This window comes from Sphaerisporangium sp. NPDC004334 (assembly GCF_053602655.1).
Window position 1 is genome coordinate 46134 of sequence record NZ_JBSGDZ010000042.1, and the last position, 17181, is coordinate 63314.

14 protein-coding genes are annotated in these 17181 nt (G+C 74.4%); 7 read left to right on the forward strand and 7 right to left on the reverse strand.

The genetic code is table 11. The features are described from left to right. Window positions 1-150: 150 nt before the first annotated feature. Window positions 151-870, forward strand: coding sequence for an AfsR/SARP family transcriptional regulator (locus tag ACWEN6_RS37200; protein ID WP_354836398.1), 720 nt, complete (start codon window positions 151-153; stop codon window positions 868-870). An 814-nt stretch (window positions 871-1684) separates the two neighbouring features. Here the strand turns inward: ACWEN6_RS37200 and ACWEN6_RS37205 are convergent. Genes ACWEN6_RS37205 through ACWEN6_RS37215 form a run of 3 tightly spaced genes read right to left on the reverse strand, consistent with a single transcriptional unit; the run spans window position 1685 to window position 4466 of the window. Next, a complete protein-coding gene (locus ACWEN6_RS37205) occupies window positions 1685-1942 on the reverse strand; it encodes an acyl carrier protein (RefSeq protein ID WP_452576684.1) in 258 nt (85 codons plus the stop codon). Beyond that, window positions 1939-3204 carry a ketosynthase chain-length factor gene (locus ACWEN6_RS37210; RefSeq protein ID WP_452576685.1) on the reverse strand — a complete coding sequence of 422 codons (1266 nt, stop codon included), beginning with the start codon at window positions 3202-3204 and terminating at the stop codon, window positions 1939-1941. Before ACWEN6_RS37210 ends, ACWEN6_RS37205 begins: the two co-directional genes overlap by 4 nt. Continuing rightward, window positions 3201-4466: a beta-ketoacyl-[acyl-carrier-protein] synthase family protein gene (locus tag ACWEN6_RS37215; protein ID WP_354836580.1), complete on the reverse strand. Its 1266-nt coding sequence runs from the start codon at window positions 4464-4466 to the stop codon at window positions 3201-3203. The genes ACWEN6_RS37210 and ACWEN6_RS37215 overlap by 4 nt, the downstream gene beginning before the upstream one ends. A gap of 171 nt (window positions 4467-4637) precedes the next feature. Between ACWEN6_RS37215 and ACWEN6_RS37220 the strand changes: the two genes are divergently transcribed. Next, window positions 4638-6437, forward strand: a complete 1800-nt coding sequence (locus ACWEN6_RS37220) for an FAD-dependent oxidoreductase (protein ID WP_452576686.1) — start codon at window positions 4638-4640, stop codon at window positions 6435-6437. A gap of 39 nt (window positions 6438-6476) precedes the next feature. On the opposite strand, the gene ACWEN6_RS37225 is transcribed toward ACWEN6_RS37220, so the two are convergent. Further along, a complete protein-coding gene (locus ACWEN6_RS37225; RefSeq protein WP_452576687.1) occupies window positions 6477-7538 on the reverse strand; it encodes a ketoacyl-ACP synthase III family protein in 1062 nt (353 codons plus the stop codon). A 465-nt stretch (window positions 7539-8003) separates the two neighbouring features. On the opposite strand from ACWEN6_RS37225, the gene ACWEN6_RS37230 reads away from it, so the two are divergent. Beyond that, a complete protein-coding gene (locus tag ACWEN6_RS37230; protein WP_452576688.1) occupies window positions 8004-9155 on the forward strand; it encodes an acyltransferase domain-containing protein in 1152 nt (383 codons plus the stop codon). A gap of 1 nt (window position 9156) precedes the next feature. On the opposite strand, the gene ACWEN6_RS37235 is transcribed toward ACWEN6_RS37230, so the two are convergent. Continuing rightward, window positions 9157-10149, reverse strand: a complete 993-nt coding sequence (locus ACWEN6_RS37235) for a Gfo/Idh/MocA family protein (RefSeq protein WP_452576689.1) — start codon at window positions 10147-10149, stop codon at window positions 9157-9159. Between the two features lie 73 nt (window positions 10150-10222). Between ACWEN6_RS37235 and ACWEN6_RS37240 the strand changes: the two genes are divergently transcribed. Further along, window positions 10223-10978, forward strand: coding sequence for an SDR family NAD(P)-dependent oxidoreductase (locus ACWEN6_RS37240; protein WP_452576690.1), 756 nt, complete (start codon window positions 10223-10225; stop codon window positions 10976-10978). A 166-nt stretch (window positions 10979-11144) separates the two neighbouring features. Beyond that, on the forward strand, window positions 11145-12143 hold the full coding sequence (rfbB, locus tag ACWEN6_RS37245) for a dTDP-glucose 4,6-dehydratase (protein WP_452576691.1): 999 nt from the start codon (window positions 11145-11147) through the stop codon (window positions 12141-12143). Between the two features lie 190 nt (window positions 12144-12333). Here rfbB and ACWEN6_RS37250 read toward each other — a convergent pair whose 3' ends face one another. After that, window positions 12334-13401: a glucose-1-phosphate thymidylyltransferase gene (locus ACWEN6_RS37250; protein WP_452576692.1), complete on the reverse strand. Its 1068-nt coding sequence runs from the start codon at window positions 13399-13401 to the stop codon at window positions 12334-12336. Between the two features lie 8 nt (window positions 13402-13409). Beyond that, complete coding sequence (locus tag ACWEN6_RS37255; RefSeq protein ID WP_452576693.1) at window positions 13410-14648, reverse strand: nucleotide disphospho-sugar-binding domain-containing protein; 1239 nt, start codon at window positions 14646-14648, stop codon at window positions 13410-13412. A gap of 172 nt (window positions 14649-14820) precedes the next feature. On the opposite strand from ACWEN6_RS37255, the gene ACWEN6_RS37260 reads away from it, so the two are divergent. Both ACWEN6_RS37260 and ACWEN6_RS37265 read left to right on the forward strand, forming a co-directional pair. After that, window positions 14821-16038, forward strand: coding sequence for a cytochrome P450 family protein (locus ACWEN6_RS37260; protein WP_452576694.1), 1218 nt, complete (start codon window positions 14821-14823; stop codon window positions 16036-16038). A gap of 29 nt (window positions 16039-16067) precedes the next feature. Further along, entirely contained in the window at window positions 16068-17114 is a 1047-nt protein-coding gene (locus ACWEN6_RS37265) for a methyltransferase (protein WP_354923860.1), read from the forward strand. Window positions 17115-17181 lie beyond the last annotated feature (67 nt).

The window sequence follows — 17181 nt, forward strand, 5'->3', positions numbered from 1 at the left end:
CATTGACCGGCAAATATCCCCGAACTACGTTTGACACGCGGCAGGGAGCTCCGCGCAGGACGGCCGTCAGCACGGCATTGCACCCGTCTTTGGAGGGTTCCGGTGAGATTCAATCTTTTAGGTCCGCTCGAAGTGGTCAGCGGTGGCCGGATGTGCACGCCGACATCCAGCAAGCAAAGGCAGGTTCTGGCGCTGCTGCTCATGCGCGCCAACCAGGTGGTGAGCCTGGACGCGATTATCGAGGAGCTGTGGGGGGACCACCCCCCGCACAGCGCGGTCACCACCGCCCAAACCTACATCTACCAGCTACGGAAGTCCTTCTCCCGCGAGCTCGGCGAGGCCACCTCCAACCGGATGCTCGCCACGTCGCCGCCGGGATACATATTCAGAATCGAATTCGAGGCGACCGACTACCTGACCTTCGAGACCCTTGTCGGGCAGGCGCGTGCGCTGCGTAATGACGGCCGCACGGCGGGTGCCGCCCTCAAAACGGCGGACGCGCTCGCGCTGTGGCGCGGGGCGCCGCTTTCCAACGTCAACTACGGCCGGCTTCTGCATGGTTATGCCATTCATCTGGAAGAAAGACGTATCGCCGCCCTGCAGCTCCGAATAGAGGCGGAAATGGAATTGGGGCACCACCACGAGCTCATCGCCGAGCTGCGCGCGCTGGTGACCGCCCACCCGTTCAACGAGTGGTTCCACGCGCAGCTCGTCGTCGCGCTGAACCGGTGCGGACGCCGCAGCGAGGCGCTGCACGCCTACCAGAACGCCCGCGGCCTGCTCAGCGAGGAGCTCGGCCTGGACCCCTCCCCCGAGTTGCAGCACGCGCACGAGGACGTGCTGCGCACCGGCGCCCGCGCGCTGGTCTAGCGCGGTGACCACATCCGCTCACCGCGCGCGGCTCTCCACCCCCGGCCACGCACCGCACTGACCGGCGCCGAACCGGCAGGCCGGGGCACCGCGATACCGGCACCCGCGCACTGACCCAGTCCGGTGACCACACCCGCTCACCGGGCACGGCTCTCCACCCCCGGCCACGCACCGCACTGACCGGCGCCGAACCGGCAGGCCGGGGCACCGCGATACCGGCACCCGCGCACTGACCCAGTCCGGTGACCACACCCGCTCACCGGGCACGGCTCTCCACCCCCGGCCACGCACCGCACTGACCGGCGCCCAGCCGGCAGGCCGGGGCACGGCCATGCCGGCGCCCGTCCACTGACCCAGTCCGGTGACCACATCCCTTCACCGGACACGGCTCTCCACCCCGGTGTGTGCTGGAGGGGATCGGCGCCAGGTCGGTGAGTCGTGGTACGGCGATGCCGGCGCCTGCCACGGCGCTCGAGCCGCTGAACATCCGTGGACAGTGCGCCGGCTGGTCCGCGACCGGACCACGCGCTCTGGTCGGGCGCGCCGGGCCACGCGGTCCCGATCGAGCCCAGGCGATCCCCTGCCTCCTCCTCCACGTCCGTCACCGCGGCGGTCGGCGGCATGCCCCCGACCCGGCGGCGGACGCCGACCATGGCCTCCCGCGGCCGCGGCCGGGGCACACTGGCGCCCGCCGTACGGCGGGCGCCCGCGGGCCGCGCGGACGACCCGGCCCGCGGCCTCTCCACCGGCACAGGGCCCGGAGGAGAGGTCACGGAGGCCGAGGGCCGAGGGCCGGCCGGGGCGGCGCAGCGGATCACACCTTCTCCACCAGCCGGCCGTTCACCAGGTCCAGCAACTGGCGGGGGGTCGTCACCTCGCCGATCTCCTCGTCCAGCACGGCGACGCCGACCTCGTGCTCGATGCGGCTCGCCGTCTCCAGCAGGGCCAGCGAGTCGTAGCCGAGCTCCTCGAAACCGCTGTCCAGGATGTCGCCGTCCAGGCCGACCGCCTCGTCCTCGCCCGCGCAGGCGCGCAGGATGCGCTTGAGGTCGTCGATGGTGAACTCGCTCATGTTCCTTCTCCTTGGATGACGGCCGCGGCCCGTGCGGGCCGCGGCGCGGCCGGGGGGCATCGCCGCACGACCATCGCGGCGTTGAAGCCGCCGTAGCCGCGGGCGATGATCAGCGCGGCGCCGACGCGCACGTGCCGGGCGCCGGTCACCAGGTCCAGGCCGTAACGCTCGTCGGGGCCGGTGACGCCGGCCGTCGGAGGGATGACCCCGTCCCTGATGGACAGCAGCGCCGCCGCCAGGTCCAGGGCCGCCCCGCCCGCGTTCAGCCGGCCGGTCATGCTCTTGGGCGCCGTCACCGGCACCCCGTTCCTGCCGAAGACCTCGGCGATCGCCTCGGCCTCCGCCAGGTCCAGCTCGGGCACGCCGGCGCCGTCGGCGTAGACGACGTCGACGTCGCCGGCGTCGATGCCGGCGTCGGCGAGCGCGCCGCGGAGGGCCGCGGCCAGGCGCGGCGGGCGCCCGGTGCGCGGTGCGGGGTCGAAGGTGGAGCAGTATCCGGCGACCTCGCCGTACAGGTGCGGCGCGCCCCGGCGGCGGGCGCTCTCGGCGTCCTCGACGACGAGGATCGCCCCGCCCTCCCCCGGCAGGTGCCCGCGCGCGCCGGCGGCGAACGGCTGGTAGGCGGTCCGCGGGTCGTCGCCGGTGCTCAGCCGGCCGCTCGGCAACTGGGCGACCAGCCCCCACGGGCACAGCGAGGCGTCGACGGCGCCGGTCACCACCAGCGGCGTGTCCCCGCGCACCATGCGCCTGGCCTGGGCGACCGCGTCAAGGCCGCCCGCCTGCTCGGCGACGTTGATGTTCATGGGCCCGCGCAGGCCGTTCCTGATGGAGATCTGGCCCGCGTTGACGGCGTAGAACCAGGCGAACGACTGGTAGGCGCTGACGTGCCGCGGGCCGAGCCGCCACAGGTTCTGCAGCTCCTTCTGTCCGAACTCGAACCCGCCGGCCGAGGCGGCCGTGGCCACGCCCATGTCGTACTCGCCGAAGTCGCCGGGGTCGGCGGCCGCGTCCAGCAGGGCCCAGTCGGCGGCGGTCAGCGCGAGCTGCGTCATCCGGTCGGTCTGCGGGACCAGCCGCCCCGGCAGGTGGTCGCGGGCGGTGAACCCGGGCACCTCGCCCGCGAGCCGCACCGGGTAGCGCGAGGCGTCGAAGCGGGTGATGGGGCCGATGCCGCTCACCCCGTCCAGCGTCCGGCTCCAGAACTCCTCCGTGCCGAGCCCGTTCGGAGCGAGCACCCCGATGCCGGTCACGACGGCGCTCATGCCGCGGTCCCCGGTCGCTGGAGCACCATCGCGCTCTGGAAGCCGCCGAAGCCGCTGCCCACGGTGAGCACGGCGTCCAACCTCTTCTCGCGGGCCGTCAGCGGGACGTAGTCCAGGTCCAGCTCGGGGTCGGGCTCGCGGAGGTTGGCGGTCGGCGGCACCACACCGTGCTCGATGGCCAGCGCGCAGGCCGCGATCTCGATGGAGCCGATCGCGCCGAGCGAGTGCCCGAGCATGGACTTGATCGAGCTGACGGGCACGTCGTAGGCGTGCGCGCCGAGGGCGGCCTTGAAGGCGGCGGTCTCGTGCCGGTCGTTCTGCTTGGTTCCGGTGCCGTGGGCGTTGACGTAGCCGACCTCCTCGGGCGCGAGCCGTGCCCGGTCCAGCGCCGCCCGGATGGCCTCGGCCATCTCCTTGCCGTCGGAGCGCAGCCCGGTCATGTGGTAGGCGTTGCTCCGGTTGGCGAACCCGGTGATCTCTGCCAGGACGCGGGCGCCGCGCCGCCGCGCGTGCTCCAACTCCTCCAGCACCAGCACCGCGGCGCCCTCGCCGAGCACGAAGCCGTTCCTGGTGCGGTCGAAGGGCCGCATGGCGTGCTCGGGGTCGTCGTTGTGGTTGGAGGTCGCCATGATGGCGTCGAAGCAGGCCACGGTGATGGGCGATATGGGCGCGTCGGTGCCGCCGGCGAGCACGACGTCCGCCGTGCCCTCGCCGATCAGCTCGCAGCCGTGCCCCACCGCGTCCAGGCCGGAGGTGCAGCCCGCCGACACGACGGTGACCGGGCCCTCGGCGCCGGCGACCCAGGCCACCTCGGCGGCCAGCGAGCCGGGGGTGAAGTAGTCGTACAGGTGCGGGACGGCGTAGGCGGGGTCGACCTCCCACAGCCGGCCCGCGTCGCTGACGACGGCGTACTCCCATTCGAGCTTGATGGTGCACCCGACGGCGCTGCCGAGGCTGACGCCGGTCCGCTCGGGGGCCAGGTCGCCGTCGTGCAGGCCGGCGTCGGCCAGCGCCTCCCTGGCGCAGACGACGGCGAACTGCGCGGCCCGGTCCAGGCGCCGCACCTCCTGCGCCGACAGTCCCTCGCGGACGGGGTCGAAGTCGCATTCGGCCGCGACGCGCGACCGGTAGGGGGCGGGGTCGAAGAAGCTGATCGGCCTGGTGGCCGTGGACCCCGACGTGATCCGCTCCCAAAAGGCCTTCGCCCCGGGCTCGCCTGGCGCCACCACGCCGATCCCGGTGATCGCGACCCGGCGCTTCATCGGCACCTCCGGGACACCGAGGCTCCGCACATGATCGGGCTCCTTCCGTACGGAGGACGGGCCCTTCCGGACCCGTCATGACCTTGCGGAACGCGCCTCGAGTACCGCTCGAAGTGCGGTGGAGGGCGGCGGCTCGACCGGTTCTCGAGGGGGCGGCGTGACCATCCCGCCATGACGCTGGGAAACGACGCACGCGAGGAGCCGGCCGAGGTCCTGGTGGCCGGCGCGGGACCTGTGGGGCTGACCATGGCCCATGAGCTCGCCCGGCGGGGGGTGCGGGTGCGGCTGGTGGACGCCCGGGAGGGCCCGGCGACGACGAGCAGGGCGATCGCCACCCATCCCCGCACGCTGGAGGTCTACGACCAGATGGGGATCGTCGAGGACGTCCTGCCGCGCGGGCGGCGGATCACCTCCTTCACGATGTACCAGCGGGGACGCAGGCTGACCCGGCTGGAGGCCGACTACGCCGAGACACCCACCCGCTTCCCGTTCACGATCGCGATCGACCAGGTGACCACCGAGGAGACCCTGCGCGCGGCGGCCGCCCGGCGCGGCGTGGCCGTGGAGTGGGGGGTGCGCCTGGACGGCTTCGAGCAGCACGCCGGCGGAGTGCGCGCCAAGCTCGTCCGCCCGGACGGGACGGTGGAGCACGCCGAGACGCCGTGGCTGGTCGGCTGCGACGGCGGGCACAGCACCGTGCGCAAGCTCCTCGGGCTGCCGCTGCTGGGAGAGTCCAGCGAGACGTGGCTGATCGCCGACGCCCAGGTGGAGACCGACCTGCCGCGCGACAGCATCTACTGGGTGCGCTGCCCGGGCGTCACCATGATGACGGTGCCGATGATCGAGCCCGGGCGCTGGCGGCTGCTGGACACCGCGGCCGTCGAGCACGACCCCGACCCGGCTGCGGTGGCGCGGCGGTTCGGATCGCTGATCACGGCCGGCGTCGGAAGCGCCTTCCACGTCGCCGAGCCGAGCTGGATCTCGGTGTTCACCTTCCAGCAGCGCATGGCGCCGCGCATGCGCGAGGGGCGGTGCCTGGTCGCCGGGGACGCCGCCCACGTGCACAGCCCCGCCTCCGGTCAGGGCATGAACACCGGCGTGCAGGAGGCGTTCAACCTGGCCTGGAAGCTCGCCATGGTCGTGCACGGACAGGCCGGCGAGGAGCTGCTGGACAGCTACGGCGAGGAGCGGGTGCCGGTGGGCCGCACGCTGCTCGCCTCGACCAAGCGGGCGACCCGGCTCATCCAGCTCAGGAATCCCGTGCTGGCCGGGCTGCTGCCGGTGGTGTTCGCCGTGCTGCGGGCCGTCCCGCGGCTGCGCGTGCGGATGCAGCGCGCCATCCTCGGCGGGGTGTCGGGGCTGGGCCTGCACTACGCCGGCGGTTCGCTCACCACCCCCTCCGGCGGGGCGGCCTCCGGCCCGGGGCCGCGCAGCCCCTCCGGCGGCGCGGCCTCTGGGCCGGGGCCGGGCGAGCGGGTGGCCCAAGCCGACGCCGCGCGCGCCGCCGACCCGGCGTGGCAGGAGGTGCTGGCCGAGCTGCGCGACCCCCGCTGGACGCTGCTCGCCTACACCGGCGGCCCGCGGGACGCGTTCGGCGCCGTCGCGGCGGAGGCGGACGCGCGGTACGGGGCCTGGCTGTCGGTGCGCACGATGTCGCCGCGCCCCGGCTCCGGCCTGCCGAACCCGTTGCCGCCCGGCCCCGGGGTGCCGGGCCTGCTGGCCCCGGTCGAGGGCCACTGGCTGCTGATCCGCCCCGACGGCTACCTGGCCGCGCGCGGCGAGACGCTGACGGCCGACGCACTCGCCGTCGCCCTGGCCCGGCTGCCGCTGACCCCGGACGCGCTCGGCACCACACTCACCCAGACGCCACCGGCACCAGACGCGCTGGGGGCCACGCCCACCCAGGCGCCGGACGCCACACCCACCCAGACGCCACCGACCCAGGACGCGCTGGACGCCACACCCGCCTAGGCGCCGGACGCGCTGGGGGTCATGCCTGCGGGGCTCCGCTCACTCCCCGGGCACGGGCCGGCCTGGAGAGTGAGTCGCCCAGCGCGGGCGCTCGGTGACCTCCAGGACGGCGCACGACCAGGTGAATCCGGCGCCGATGCCCAGCAGCATGAGCGTGTCGCCGGGGGCCGCGGCGCCGGAGGAGAACAGATGGTCCAGGGCGGCGATCTGGTCGCCCGCCCCCAGGTGACCGACGCGCCTGCTCCACGGCCACGTCGTGCGTTCGACGTCCACGCCGAGCGGACGCAGCAGCGCCGCCGCGAGGCGCCGCCGCCCGAAGTGCGGCAGCAGGAACCGGTCGACGTCCGCCAGCTTCACCCCGGCCTCGTCCAACGCCGTGTCCACCGCCTCGCGCAGGCCGGCGGCGATGCGGCTCAGGCAGGCGGACAGCCCGGTACGGGCGACGAAGGCGCGCTTCCACACCTCCAGGTCCATGGGTCGCCGGACGCTGAACGGCGCGACGCCGAACGGGTCGTCACCGCGGTGCATGCCCTCGAGCTCGGGGTCGGAGACCGTGACGATGGTACGCAGCCGGGCCAGGCCGTGACCGCGCGCCAGCACCAGGGCGACGCCGCCGTCGGCGTACACGGTGCCCGGGTCGCTGCGCCAGCGGTCGAAGCCGGGCGGGGAGAACCTGTCGGCCGCGGTGATCAGAGCCGCCGATCCGGGGCGGGCCGCGCTCAGGTACCCGGCGGCCAGGTCGATCGCCGCCATCCCGCCGTTGGACATCTGGCGGACCTCCACGGCCGGGCACCGGTTGCCGACGGCCGTCCGCTGCACGTAGGAGGCCGGAGGCCACAGGTCGTGGCCCTGGTAGTACACGGCGGCGTGCAGGATCAGGCCGACGTCGGCGGGGTCGCGCCCGGAGCGGCCGAGCGCCGCGCGGGCCGCCGCCGCGGCCATCTCGGCGGGCGACTCCTCCCCGGCGACGGCGACCGACAGCGCCTCGGTGCGCCGGGCCGTGTCGGGGTCGCAGTCGCCTCGCGCCAGGGCCTCCTCGACGGTGACCAGCGGGGCCAGGGCGCTGCCGGTCGCGGCGATGTGGATGTCGCGTGGGCGCATCGGTCTCCTCGGGGCGCGTGTCGCGGACATGTCGCCCGTGTCGCGAACGACCACGGGACGTGTGGCGAACCGACGATGAGGCCGTGTGGCGAACGGACCACGGGGCCGTGTCGCGGGACGGGTCACCAGGGCGTGTCGCAGACGGGTCACAGAGGGTGTCGGGGGATGGGTCACAGGGCGTGTCGCGGACGGGGCACGGCGTGTGTCGCGGGTATGGCCGGGACGGGCTCGCTTGTGGCGAGCTCACCGCCCCGGCATGCGCTGACCGACAACTCGCGTCAGACGGTACGCGTCCTGCACCGGTTCCCCGACTGTGCGCTTTCCGCTTCGACCCCCGACAGAGCCGCACTCGAGTCGCCTGCCTCGCGCCGAGGCCGCGCCGCGGCAGGCGCGACCGGGGGTCGAGCGGGTCTCGATGGGCGGGGCCGAGCATGACCGCCGGAGCCGAGGAGGAAGGACCCCGCCATGGGAACCGCCAAGGACACCGGCACGGGTATCAGCACGGGCACGGGCGCCGGGACGAGTATCGACGCCGGGACCAGTGCCGGCAATGGGGCCGACGCCGGGACGAGTACCGGGGCCGGGGCCTCCCGCGCGGATCGGGAACGGCCGCGCGGCCCCCGTCCGGTCGCGCTGCTGTTCCCCGGGCAGGGCGCGCAGCACACGCGGATGGGGACGGGCCTGTACGACCACGACCCGGTCTTCACCGCGACGATGGACGAGATCTTCACCGAGCTGGGACCAGAGGGTGCGCGCATCCGCGCCGACTGGCTGTCGGCCGACCCCGCCGTTCCCATCGACGACGTGCTGCGCGCCCAGCCGCTGCTGTTCGCCGTGGACTACGCCCTCGGGCGCACCGTTATGAGCTGGGGCGTGCGGCCCGCCGCGCTGCTCGGGCACAGCGTGGGCGAGATGGCCGCCGCCACGCTCGCCGGGGTCTTCACCCTGAGCGACGCCGTCCGGGTGATGTGGGAGCGGCTGGTCCGGCTCAGCCGCACGCCGCCCGGCGGCATGCTCGCCGTGGCGGCGACCCCGGCGGAACTGGTGCCGCATCTGGACGGCGAGGTGGTGATCGGGGCGGTGAACGGGCCCCGGCAGGTCATGCTCGCCGGGGCGGCGGCGCCTCTGGCCAGGGCCGCCGCCGAGCTGCGTGAGCGGGGCATCACCTGCAGGCCGGTGCGCGCCACCATCGGCTTCCACAGCCCGTCGGTGGCCGCGACGGCCCCGCAGGACGAGGCGGCCTTCGCCGCCCTGCCGCTGCGCGCCCCCGGCATCCCGGTCTACTCGTGCTACACCGGCGCTCCGCTCACCGAGCGGGAGGCCCGTGACCCGGGGTTCTGGGCGCGGCAGCCCTCCGCCTGCGTCGTGTTCGGCGCGGCCCTGGACGCGCTGCTGTCCGGCGGAGATCTGGTCCTGCTGGAGGCGGGCCCGTCCCAGAGCCTCACCACGCTGGCGCGGCGGCACCGCGCCGTGGGCGCCGGAAGCACGGCGCTGGCCCTGCTCCCGCCGCGGCGCGGCGAGGCCGCCGCCGACCGGGAGTCCTTGGCCAGGGCCGCTGAGGCCCTGCGCGCCGAGGGAGCGGTCCCCGACCTCACCACCGCCACCGCCGGGGCCTGAGTCAGGGGAGGCCGCGGGGGTGGAGGCCGGCGTGGTGGTAGAAGGCGTCGACCAGGCGCAGGGTGGCCGTGGCGTTGGCGGCGTCGGTGGCGACCGGCGCCCCGTCCAGGACGGCGGCGGCGAACGCCCGGAGCTGGCCGTGGTAGGTCGGCTCGCCCCGCAGCCGCTCGTGCCAGGTGCGCCCGCCCGCGCGCACCGTGATCCGGTGGAACAGGTGCGGCATGAGGTAGCCGGTCACCCGCATCTCGCCGCGTTCCCCGGTGACCCGGACCGACATCGACGGCCGGGCGGCGCTCCACAGTGAGCAGCGGAACCGGCCGGTCGCCCCGCCCGGGAAGACGCACTCCCCGGTCATGGCCCGGTCGGCGCCGGGGCCGCGCAACAGGGCGCGGGCGCCGGTCGCCGACGGCTCCCCGAGGCTCGCGGAGCCGACCAGGCGCAGGCAGTCGATCGCGTAACACCCGGCGATCATCGTCGCCCCGCCGCCGAGCGCGTAGTCGTAGATCAGGTTGTCGAAGCGCGGGACGGGCCAGCAGTTGGCGGTCTCCACGCGGGTGACCGTGCCGAGCGCCTCGCCCGCGAGGACGCGCATGCGCTCGGCGAGCGGGTGGTGGCGGTAGTGCATGCCCTCCATGACGACCAGGCCGGTCCGGCGGGCGGCGGCGGCGACCTCGGCGGCCTGCCGGGCGTTGGCGGCCAGCGGCTTCTCGCACAGCACGTGCTTGCCGGCCTCCAGCGCGCGCAGCGTCCACTCGGCGTGCGCGGCGTTCGGCAGCGCGATGTAGACGGCGTCCACGCCCGGGTCCTCCAGCAGGGCCTGGTAGCCCGGCAGGACCCGCGGCACGCCGTGCCGGGCCGCGTAGCGGCGGGCCCGCTCGGGGTCGCGGGCCGCGACCGCCGCCACCTCGGCCCCGGGGACCGCCCGCGCCGGGCCGAACAGCGCCTCCGGCGCCACGCGGGACGCGCCGAGCACCCCCATCCGCACCACTCGCATGCCCGCACGCTAGAAGCCCGCTTTCGAGCCGACCTCGAGCCGTCCTGCACGGCCGGTCACTAGCGTTCCATGCATGTCAATGGATGGGAAGGTCGCTCTGGTCACCGGAGCCAGCAGGGGAATCGGCGCGGCGATCGCGCGGGAGCTCGCGGCGCGCGGCGCCGCCGTGGCGGTCAACCACCGCGACTCCGCCGACGCCGCCGAGCAGGTCGTCAAGGAGATCACGGCGGCGGGCGGGCGCGCCCTGGCCGTGCGGGCCGACGTCACCGACGCCGGCGCGGTGCGCGAGATGGCCGCGCAGGTCGAGGCAGGGCTCGGCCCGGTGGACATCCTGGTGCTGAACGCGCACGGCTTCGACGAGAAGGTGCGCGCGCTGCCTCTGGAGGTGGACGTCGAGGCGCTCGCGGGAGTCGTCAGCGGGCAGATCCGGGCGACCATGCTCCCCGTGCAGGCGTTCGTGCCCAGCATGGTGGAGCGCGGCGGCGGGTCGGTGGTGTTCATCTCGGCGCTGATCGCCCGCGACCCGTGGCCGATGTCGATCACTCACGGCGCGGCGAAGGCGGCGATGGAGCTGGCCGCGAAGGTGCTGGCGCGCACCGAGGCCCGGCACGGCGTCCGGGTGAACACGGTGATCGCGGGCATCACCCGCACCCAGGCCTCCGACCAGATCCCGCAGGACAAGCTGCAGAAGCAGGCCGCGCTCATCCCGATGCAGCGCATCGGGGAACCCGAGGACGTGGCGCGCGCCGTCGCCGCGCTCGCCGGGGACGACACGGCGTACGTCACCGGGGCCTTCGTGCCCGCCTGCGGGGGCGCGCTCATCATCTGACCGCCGCGACCGCACCCACCCCAGCCCGGCGCCCGGCCCCGCCGCCGCGCCGGGCACCGCCGCGCCCGCCCCCGCGCTCTGACCGTCGCGGCTCCGTCGCGGAAGAGCGTTGTCCCGGTCGTCGCGGCTCCGGCCGGAGTCGAGTCGCGTGGGCGAGCATGGGGGCATGAGCACTCTTCTGGTCACGGGCGCGGCGGGCTTCATCGGCGCCAACTTCACCCGGTACTGGCGGCGCGAGCACCCGTCGGACGCGGTCGTCGCCCTCGACCTCCTCACCTACGCCGGTGACATGAGCAACCTCGCCGGCCTCGCGGAGGAGATCGTCTTCGTGCGCGGCGACATCGGCGACAGGGAGCTGGTCGCGCGGCTGCTGCGCGAGCACCGCGTCGAGGTGGTGGTGAACTTCGCCGCCGAGTCGCACAACAGCCTGGCCGTGCTGGACCCGGGGCGGTTCTTCCGCACCAACGTCCTTGGCACCCAGTCGCTGCTGGACGCCTGCCGCGACGCCGACCTGCGCCGGTTCCACCACGTGTCGACCTGCGAGGTCTACGGGGACCTGGCGCTGGACTCGCCGGAGGCGTTCACCGAGCGCTCGCCCTACCGGCCGCGCACCCCCTACAACGCCAGCAAGGCGGGGGCCGACCACGCCGTGCGGGCCTACCACGAGACCTACGGTCTTCCGGTCACGCTGTCGCACTGCGCGAACAACTACGGCCCGTACCAGTTCCCGGAGAAGGTGCTGCCGCTGTTCACCACCCAGGCGCTGCGCGGCGAGCCGCTGCCGATGTACGCCTCGACCGGCAACCGGCGCGAGTGGATCCACGTGGAGGACCACTGCCGGGCGATCGACGCCGTTCTCAGCGAGGGCCGGGACGGGCGGGCCTACCACGTGGGCACCGGCGACGAGGCCAGCGTCGAGCGCGTGGCCGACCTGGTGCTCGACGAACTGGGCCTGCCCGCGGAGCTGAAGACGATCGTCCCTGACCGTCCCGGGCATGACCGGCGCTACCTGCTGGACTCCGGCCGGATCCGGCGGGAGCTGGGCTGGCGGCCCCAGGTGCCGTTCGAGCCGGGGGTGCGGGAGACGGTCCGGTGGTACCGCGACAACCGGGCGTGGTGGGAGCCGCTGCTCGGCCGCCGCCCGGTCCACGAGCCGGGCACCTGACGGGTCGCGCTCTGGCGCCGCCGGACGGTGGCGAGGGTGGCGGCGGCGCGGACCCCAGGGGAAGGCACCACGCGAGAATGGGCCGCGCGGACACGGCCGGGCGCGCGGACCGCGCGGGGACGGGACGCAGGCACCTGAGCGGGGCCGGCGGGGGCCGGGCCTCGGCCGGGAGGGCGGCCGGGCCCGGCGGTCAGCGGTCCAGGTGCACGCGGCTGTGGTCGCCCAGGACCAGACGGTGCGCCTTGGGCGCGGACTCGGCGGGCGCGACGGTCACGTCCTTGCCCACCAGCGAGTCCTGGATGCGGCGCACGCCGCGGATGACCGACCGCTCCATGACGATCGAGTACTCGATCTCGGTGTCCGACAGCCGGCAGTCCGCGCCGATCGAGGTGAACGGGCCGACGTAGCTGTCGCGCACCCGGGCGCCGGCGCCGATGACGAGCGGGCCGACCAGGTGGGACCGGCTGACCTCCGCGCCCTCCTCGACCACCACCCGGCCGATCACCTTGGTGTCGCCGCACACGCGGCCGGCGAGGCGGTGCTCGGCGGTCTCCAGGACCATCCGGTTGCACTCGAGCATGTCCTCGACCCGCCCGGTGTCCTTCCAGTAGCCGGAGATGACGTGCGAGCGCACGTCGGCGCCCTGGTCGATCAGCAGGCGCAGCGCGTCGGTGATCTCCAGTTCGCCGCGTGCGCTGGGCGTGAGCGCGCGCACGGCCTCGTGCACGCGCGGCGTGAACAGGTACACCCCGACGATCGCCAGGTCGCTGACCGGGTGCTCGGGCTTCTCGGCGACGCCGACGACCCGGCCCGCCGGGTCCAGCTCGGCGACGCCGAAGCCGCTCGGGTCGGGGACCTTGGTGAGCAGGATGCCGGCGTCCGGGCGCGAGCGCCGGAAGTCGCCGACGAACTCGGCGATGCCGTCGACGATGAAGTTGTCCCCCAGGTACACCACGAAGTCGTCGTCGCCCAGGAAGTCGCGGGCGATCAGCACGCAGTGCGCGAGGCCGAGCGGCGCGTGCTGGGGGATGTAGGTGACGCGCAGCCCGAAGCGCGAGCCGTCGCCCACCGCCGCCCTGACCTCGGCGGCGGTGTCCCCGACGATGACGCCGGCCTCGCGGACGCCCGCGTCGCGCAGCGCCTCCAGGCCGTAGAACAGCACCGGCTTGTTGGCGATGGGCACGAGCTGCTTGGCCGAGGTGTTGGTGATCGGCCGCAGCCGGGTGCCATGACCGCCGGCGAGCACCAGAGCCTTCATCGGGGCCTTCATCGCGCTCCCGCGCCGGGATCCATCCCGGCGAGCTTCTCAAGGACCGGCACCAGCTCGGCGGGCGCCGGCTGCCGGCGGATGTCGTCCTGGACGGCGCGCGCCGCCTCGGCGTAGGCGGGGTCGCCGAGCAGGCCGGCGACGATCTCGCGCACCCGGTCGGCGGTGGCGTCGGCGGGGAACAGGTGGTGCCCGGCCCCGGTGGCCGCGAGCTGCTCGATGCTGATGCGCGGCTCGGGCACCTCGGTGATGCCGAGCTGGGGCACCGCGTTCGCCGCCGAGGTCAGCGTCGTGCCCGCGCCGCCCTGGTGGACGATGGCGGCGCAGGTCGGCAGCAGCATGTGCAGCGGCACCCACTCCACCATGCGCACGTTGTCCGGCAGGTCGCCGAGGTCGCGGCGCAGCTCGGCCGAGCCGGCGAAGACGACCTCGACGTCGAAGGAGGCGACGACGCCGACCACGCGGCGGACCAGGTCGCTCACGCTCTCGCCCATGATGCGCTCCTGCGTCGTGCCCCAGGTGACGCAGACGCGGGGCCGCCCGGTGCTCTGGAAGAGCCAGTCCGGGGAGGAGCCGGGACCGTTGTAGGGGACGAAGCGCTCCTGGTAGCGGTTCAGCGAGGTGGGGGCCGGGCGGATGGCGAGGTCCTCCGACAGCCGCAGGGACGGCGGGCAGGGGTCGATCCACTCGGTGGGGTTCACGCGCGGTTCCACGCCGAAGCGCTCGAACAGCCTCAGGAAGCCGGGAAGCGGCTCGCTGCCGAGGTCCTTCATCTCGATGCGCAGCAATCCGGGCGAGCCGAACATGTGGGCGACGGTGGGCACGTCCAGGACCTGCCCGGTCACCGGCCCGGCGAAGGTCACCGGGTCGTGCACGATGACGTCGGGGCGCCAGGACCGGGCGTAGGCGACCATGTCGTCCACCATGGCCTCGCACATGGCGAACTGCATGTTGGCGAGGTTCTCCAGCATGCCCGACCACGCCGCCCGCTGCTGCTCCTCGGGGGTGCCCGCCTGGACGTCGCGCTTGGGCGCGAAGTCGCCGCGGGCGAGCATGGCCGCCAGGTCGAGATCGTGGCCGACCTCGACGGCCGGCAGCCCGGCCCGCGTGGTGGTCTCGGCGAGCGAGGGGGTGCTGACCATCCTGACCTCGTGGCCGGCGGCCATGCAGGCCCAGGCGAGAGGCACCATCGGGTAGAAGTGCGGGCGCTCGGGGAAGGTGGTGAAAAGCAGGCGCATGCTCGTCGCCCTTCTCGGATCCGTGGACAGGCCGAGCGAAATGCTCCCGGCGCCGCATCGAGCGCCGGTCGAACAGCGGTCGAGCAGCCTGTTTCCGACCGTTCTCGTCCACCCCTCGAGAAGGCGAAGCCTTAATCGGTGCTCTGACGTCCCCCCACGTTCGGAGCCAGACATGGACGGAAACGCCCTCACGGCCGCCGTTCCCCCCGCGCCCCTCACCCTCGCGGAGCCGCCCGGCGCGGAGCCGCCGGCGCCGCTCGTCCCGTACGCGCCGGGGTTCCAGGCCGACCCTTACCCGGTGCTGGCGCGTCTGCGCGAGTCCGACGCGGTGGCGTCGATCCCGCATCCCTTCCTGCCGGACGTGCCGGCGTGGCTGGTGCTGCGGCACGCCGCGGTCCGCGCGCTGGTCACCGAGGGGAAGGTGGTCAAGCCGGTGGAGGAGGGCGAGCCTCCTTCGCTCAACAGCGCGCCGCCGGACCACACCCGTCTGCGCGCCCTGGTCCAGCAGGGGTTCTCCACCGGCAGAATCGAGGGGATGCGCGCGCGGGTGCAGCGCGTCGCCGACGACCTGGTGGACGGCTTCGCCGCGCGGGGCGAGGCCGACCTGATCGCCGAGCTGACCGGCCCGCTGCCGGTCGCGGTGACCGCCGAGATGCTGGGGGTGCCCGGGGACGAGCACGGCGAGGTGCGGCGGCGCACCGCCGGGTTCCTCTACGGGGAGTCGCCGGAGGGCCGCGACCGGTCCTTCGCGGAGTCCTGGGAGTACCTCACCGAGCTGGTCGCCGCCAAGCGCGCCCGGCCGGGCGCCGACATGACCAGCGCGCTCATCGCCGCCCGCGACGGCCAGGACCGGCTCAGCGAGGACGAGCTGCTGCGCATGCTGCTCACCCTGCTGGTCAACGGCTTCGCCACCACGATCTGGTTCCTCGCGAGCGCCGTGCACGCGCTGCTGGCCGCCCCCTCCCAGCTCGACCTGCTGCGCGAGCGGCCGGACCTGCTGCCGGGGGCGGTGGAGGAGGCGCTGCGGTACGAGCCGGTCGTCAGCGGCGTCACGTGGGTGGCCGAGCGGGACCTGATGGTGGACGGGGTCCCCATCGGACAGGGGGACCTGCTGATCACCTCCTTCCAGTCGGCCAACAGGGACCCGCGGGTGTTCGCCGACCCCGACCGGTTCGACATCACCCGCTCCCCCAACCCGCACCTGGGCTTCTCGCACGGCATCCACCGCTGCCTGGGCGCTCCGCTGGCGCGGCTGGAGACGCGGATCGTGCTCGCCACCGTGCTGCGCCGGCTTCCCGGGCTGCGCCTGGCCGGCGAGCCGCGCTGGCAGCCGAACAAGGTGGTGCGCGGCCTGGAAGCCCTGCCCGTGACGTTCATCCCCCAGCCCTGACACCGCGACATCGATCGAAAGAGGCACCGATGACGACGACTCCCCCGGCCCCGCCCAGCAGCGACGTCGCGGCGGCCACCGCGATCGTCCGGCTCAACACCGCCTACACCGCGGCCAGGACCCTCCACAGCGCCGTGGAGCTCGGGCTGTTCGAGGTGCTCGCGGAGGCCCCCGCGACGCTGCCGCGGATCCGCGAGCGGCTCGGGCTGCATCCCCGCATGGCCGCCGACTTCCTCGACGCTCTCGTCGGGCTCGGCCTGCTGCTGCGCGACGGCGAGGGCGCGTACTCCAACGCGCCGGCGACGGCCAGGCTCCTGGTGCCGGGCACGCCGGAGTACATCGGCGGCACGGTCGCCAAGAGCGCGCGCCACCACTACACGATGTGGGGGTCGCTCACCGAGGCGCTGCGCGACGGCCGCCCGAAGTCGGCCGGTCTGGCCGACAAGGGCGCGATGGCGCGGCTGTACAACGACGCGGCGGCCACGCGGGAGTTCATGGGCCACATGGACGCGCACAACGGCTTCTGCGGGCGCGAGGTCGCGCGGTGCGTGGACTGGGGGCGCCACCGGGCCTTCATCGACGTCGGCGGCGCGCGCGGCAACGTCGCCGCGCAGATCGTCGGCCGCCACCCGCACCTGCGGGGCGGGGTGTTCGACCTGCCGGCGCTGCGCCCGCATTTCGAGGAGCACGTGGCGGGGCTCGGCGTGGCCGACCGGGTGGACTTCCACCCCGGCGACTTCTTCACCGACGACCTGCCGGAGACCGACGTCGTCGTGATCGGGCACGTCCTGCACGACTGGCCGGTGGAGGTGCGGCAGATGGTCATCGACAAGGCCTTCCGCGCCACCCGCCCCGGCGGCTGCCTGGTGGTCTACGACCAGATGATCGACGAGGAGCGCACCGACCCGCACCCGCTGCTCACCAGCCTCAACGTGCGGCTGGTCCGCGAGGGCGGCTCGGAGTACACGGTGGCGGAGATCCGCGACTGGGCGGAGAAGGCGGGGTACCGGGTGGCCTACTCGGTGCGCGTCAACACCATCGGCGACGACACGGTATTCGTGGCCGCCCGCGACTGACCGCCCACGACCGGCCGCCCGCGACCGGCCGCCGGCGCCCGGCGGCTCGCTTCGGCGGCTCGCGCCC

Bases quoted from the DNA above. Each gene is read 5' to 3' on its own strand.
- ACWEN6_RS37225 (WP_452576687.1), bottom strand. From the start codon at position 7,538: ATGCGCCCACGCGACATCCACATCGCCGCGACCGGCAGCGCCCTGGCC.
- ACWEN6_RS37260 (WP_452576694.1), top strand. From the start codon at position 14,821: ATGGACGGAAACGCCCTCACGGCCGCCGTTCCCCCCGCGCCCCTCACC.
- ACWEN6_RS37230 (WP_452576688.1), top strand. From the start codon at position 8,004: ATGGGAACCGCCAAGGACACCGGCACGGGTATCAGCACGGGCACGGGC.
- rfbB (WP_452576691.1), top strand. From the start codon at position 11,145: ATGAGCACTCTTCTGGTCACGGGCGCGGCGGGCTTCATCGGCGCCAAC.
- ACWEN6_RS37210 (WP_452576685.1), bottom strand. From the start codon at position 3,204: ATGAGCGCCGTCGTGACCGGCATCGGGGTGCTCGCTCCGAACGGGCTC.
- ACWEN6_RS37200 (WP_354836398.1), top strand. From the start codon at position 151: ATGTGCACGCCGACATCCAGCAAGCAAAGGCAGGTTCTGGCGCTGCTG.
- ACWEN6_RS37255 (WP_452576693.1), bottom strand. From the start codon at position 14,648: ATGCGCCTGCTTTTCACCACCTTCCCCGAGCGCCCGCACTTCTACCCG.
- ACWEN6_RS37235 (WP_452576689.1), bottom strand. From the start codon at position 10,149: ATGCGAGTGGTGCGGATGGGGGTGCTCGGCGCGTCCCGCGTGGCGCCG.
- ACWEN6_RS37265 (WP_354923860.1), top strand. From the start codon at position 16,068: ATGACGACGACTCCCCCGGCCCCGCCCAGCAGCGACGTCGCGGCGGCC.
- ACWEN6_RS37250 (WP_452576692.1), bottom strand. From the start codon at position 13,401: ATGAAGGCTCTGGTGCTCGCCGGCGGTCATGGCACCCGGCTGCGGCCG.
- ACWEN6_RS37215 (WP_354836580.1), bottom strand. From the start codon at position 4,466: ATGAAGCGCCGGGTCGCGATCACCGGGATCGGCGTGGTGGCGCCAGGC.
- ACWEN6_RS37240 (WP_452576690.1), top strand. From the start codon at position 10,223: ATGTCAATGGATGGGAAGGTCGCTCTGGTCACCGGAGCCAGCAGGGGA.
- ACWEN6_RS37205 (WP_452576684.1), bottom strand. From the start codon at position 1,942: ATGAGCGAGTTCACCATCGACGACCTCAAGCGCATCCTGCGCGCCTGC.
- ACWEN6_RS37220 (WP_452576686.1), top strand. From the start codon at position 4,638: ATGACGCTGGGAAACGACGCACGCGAGGAGCCGGCCGAGGTCCTGGTG.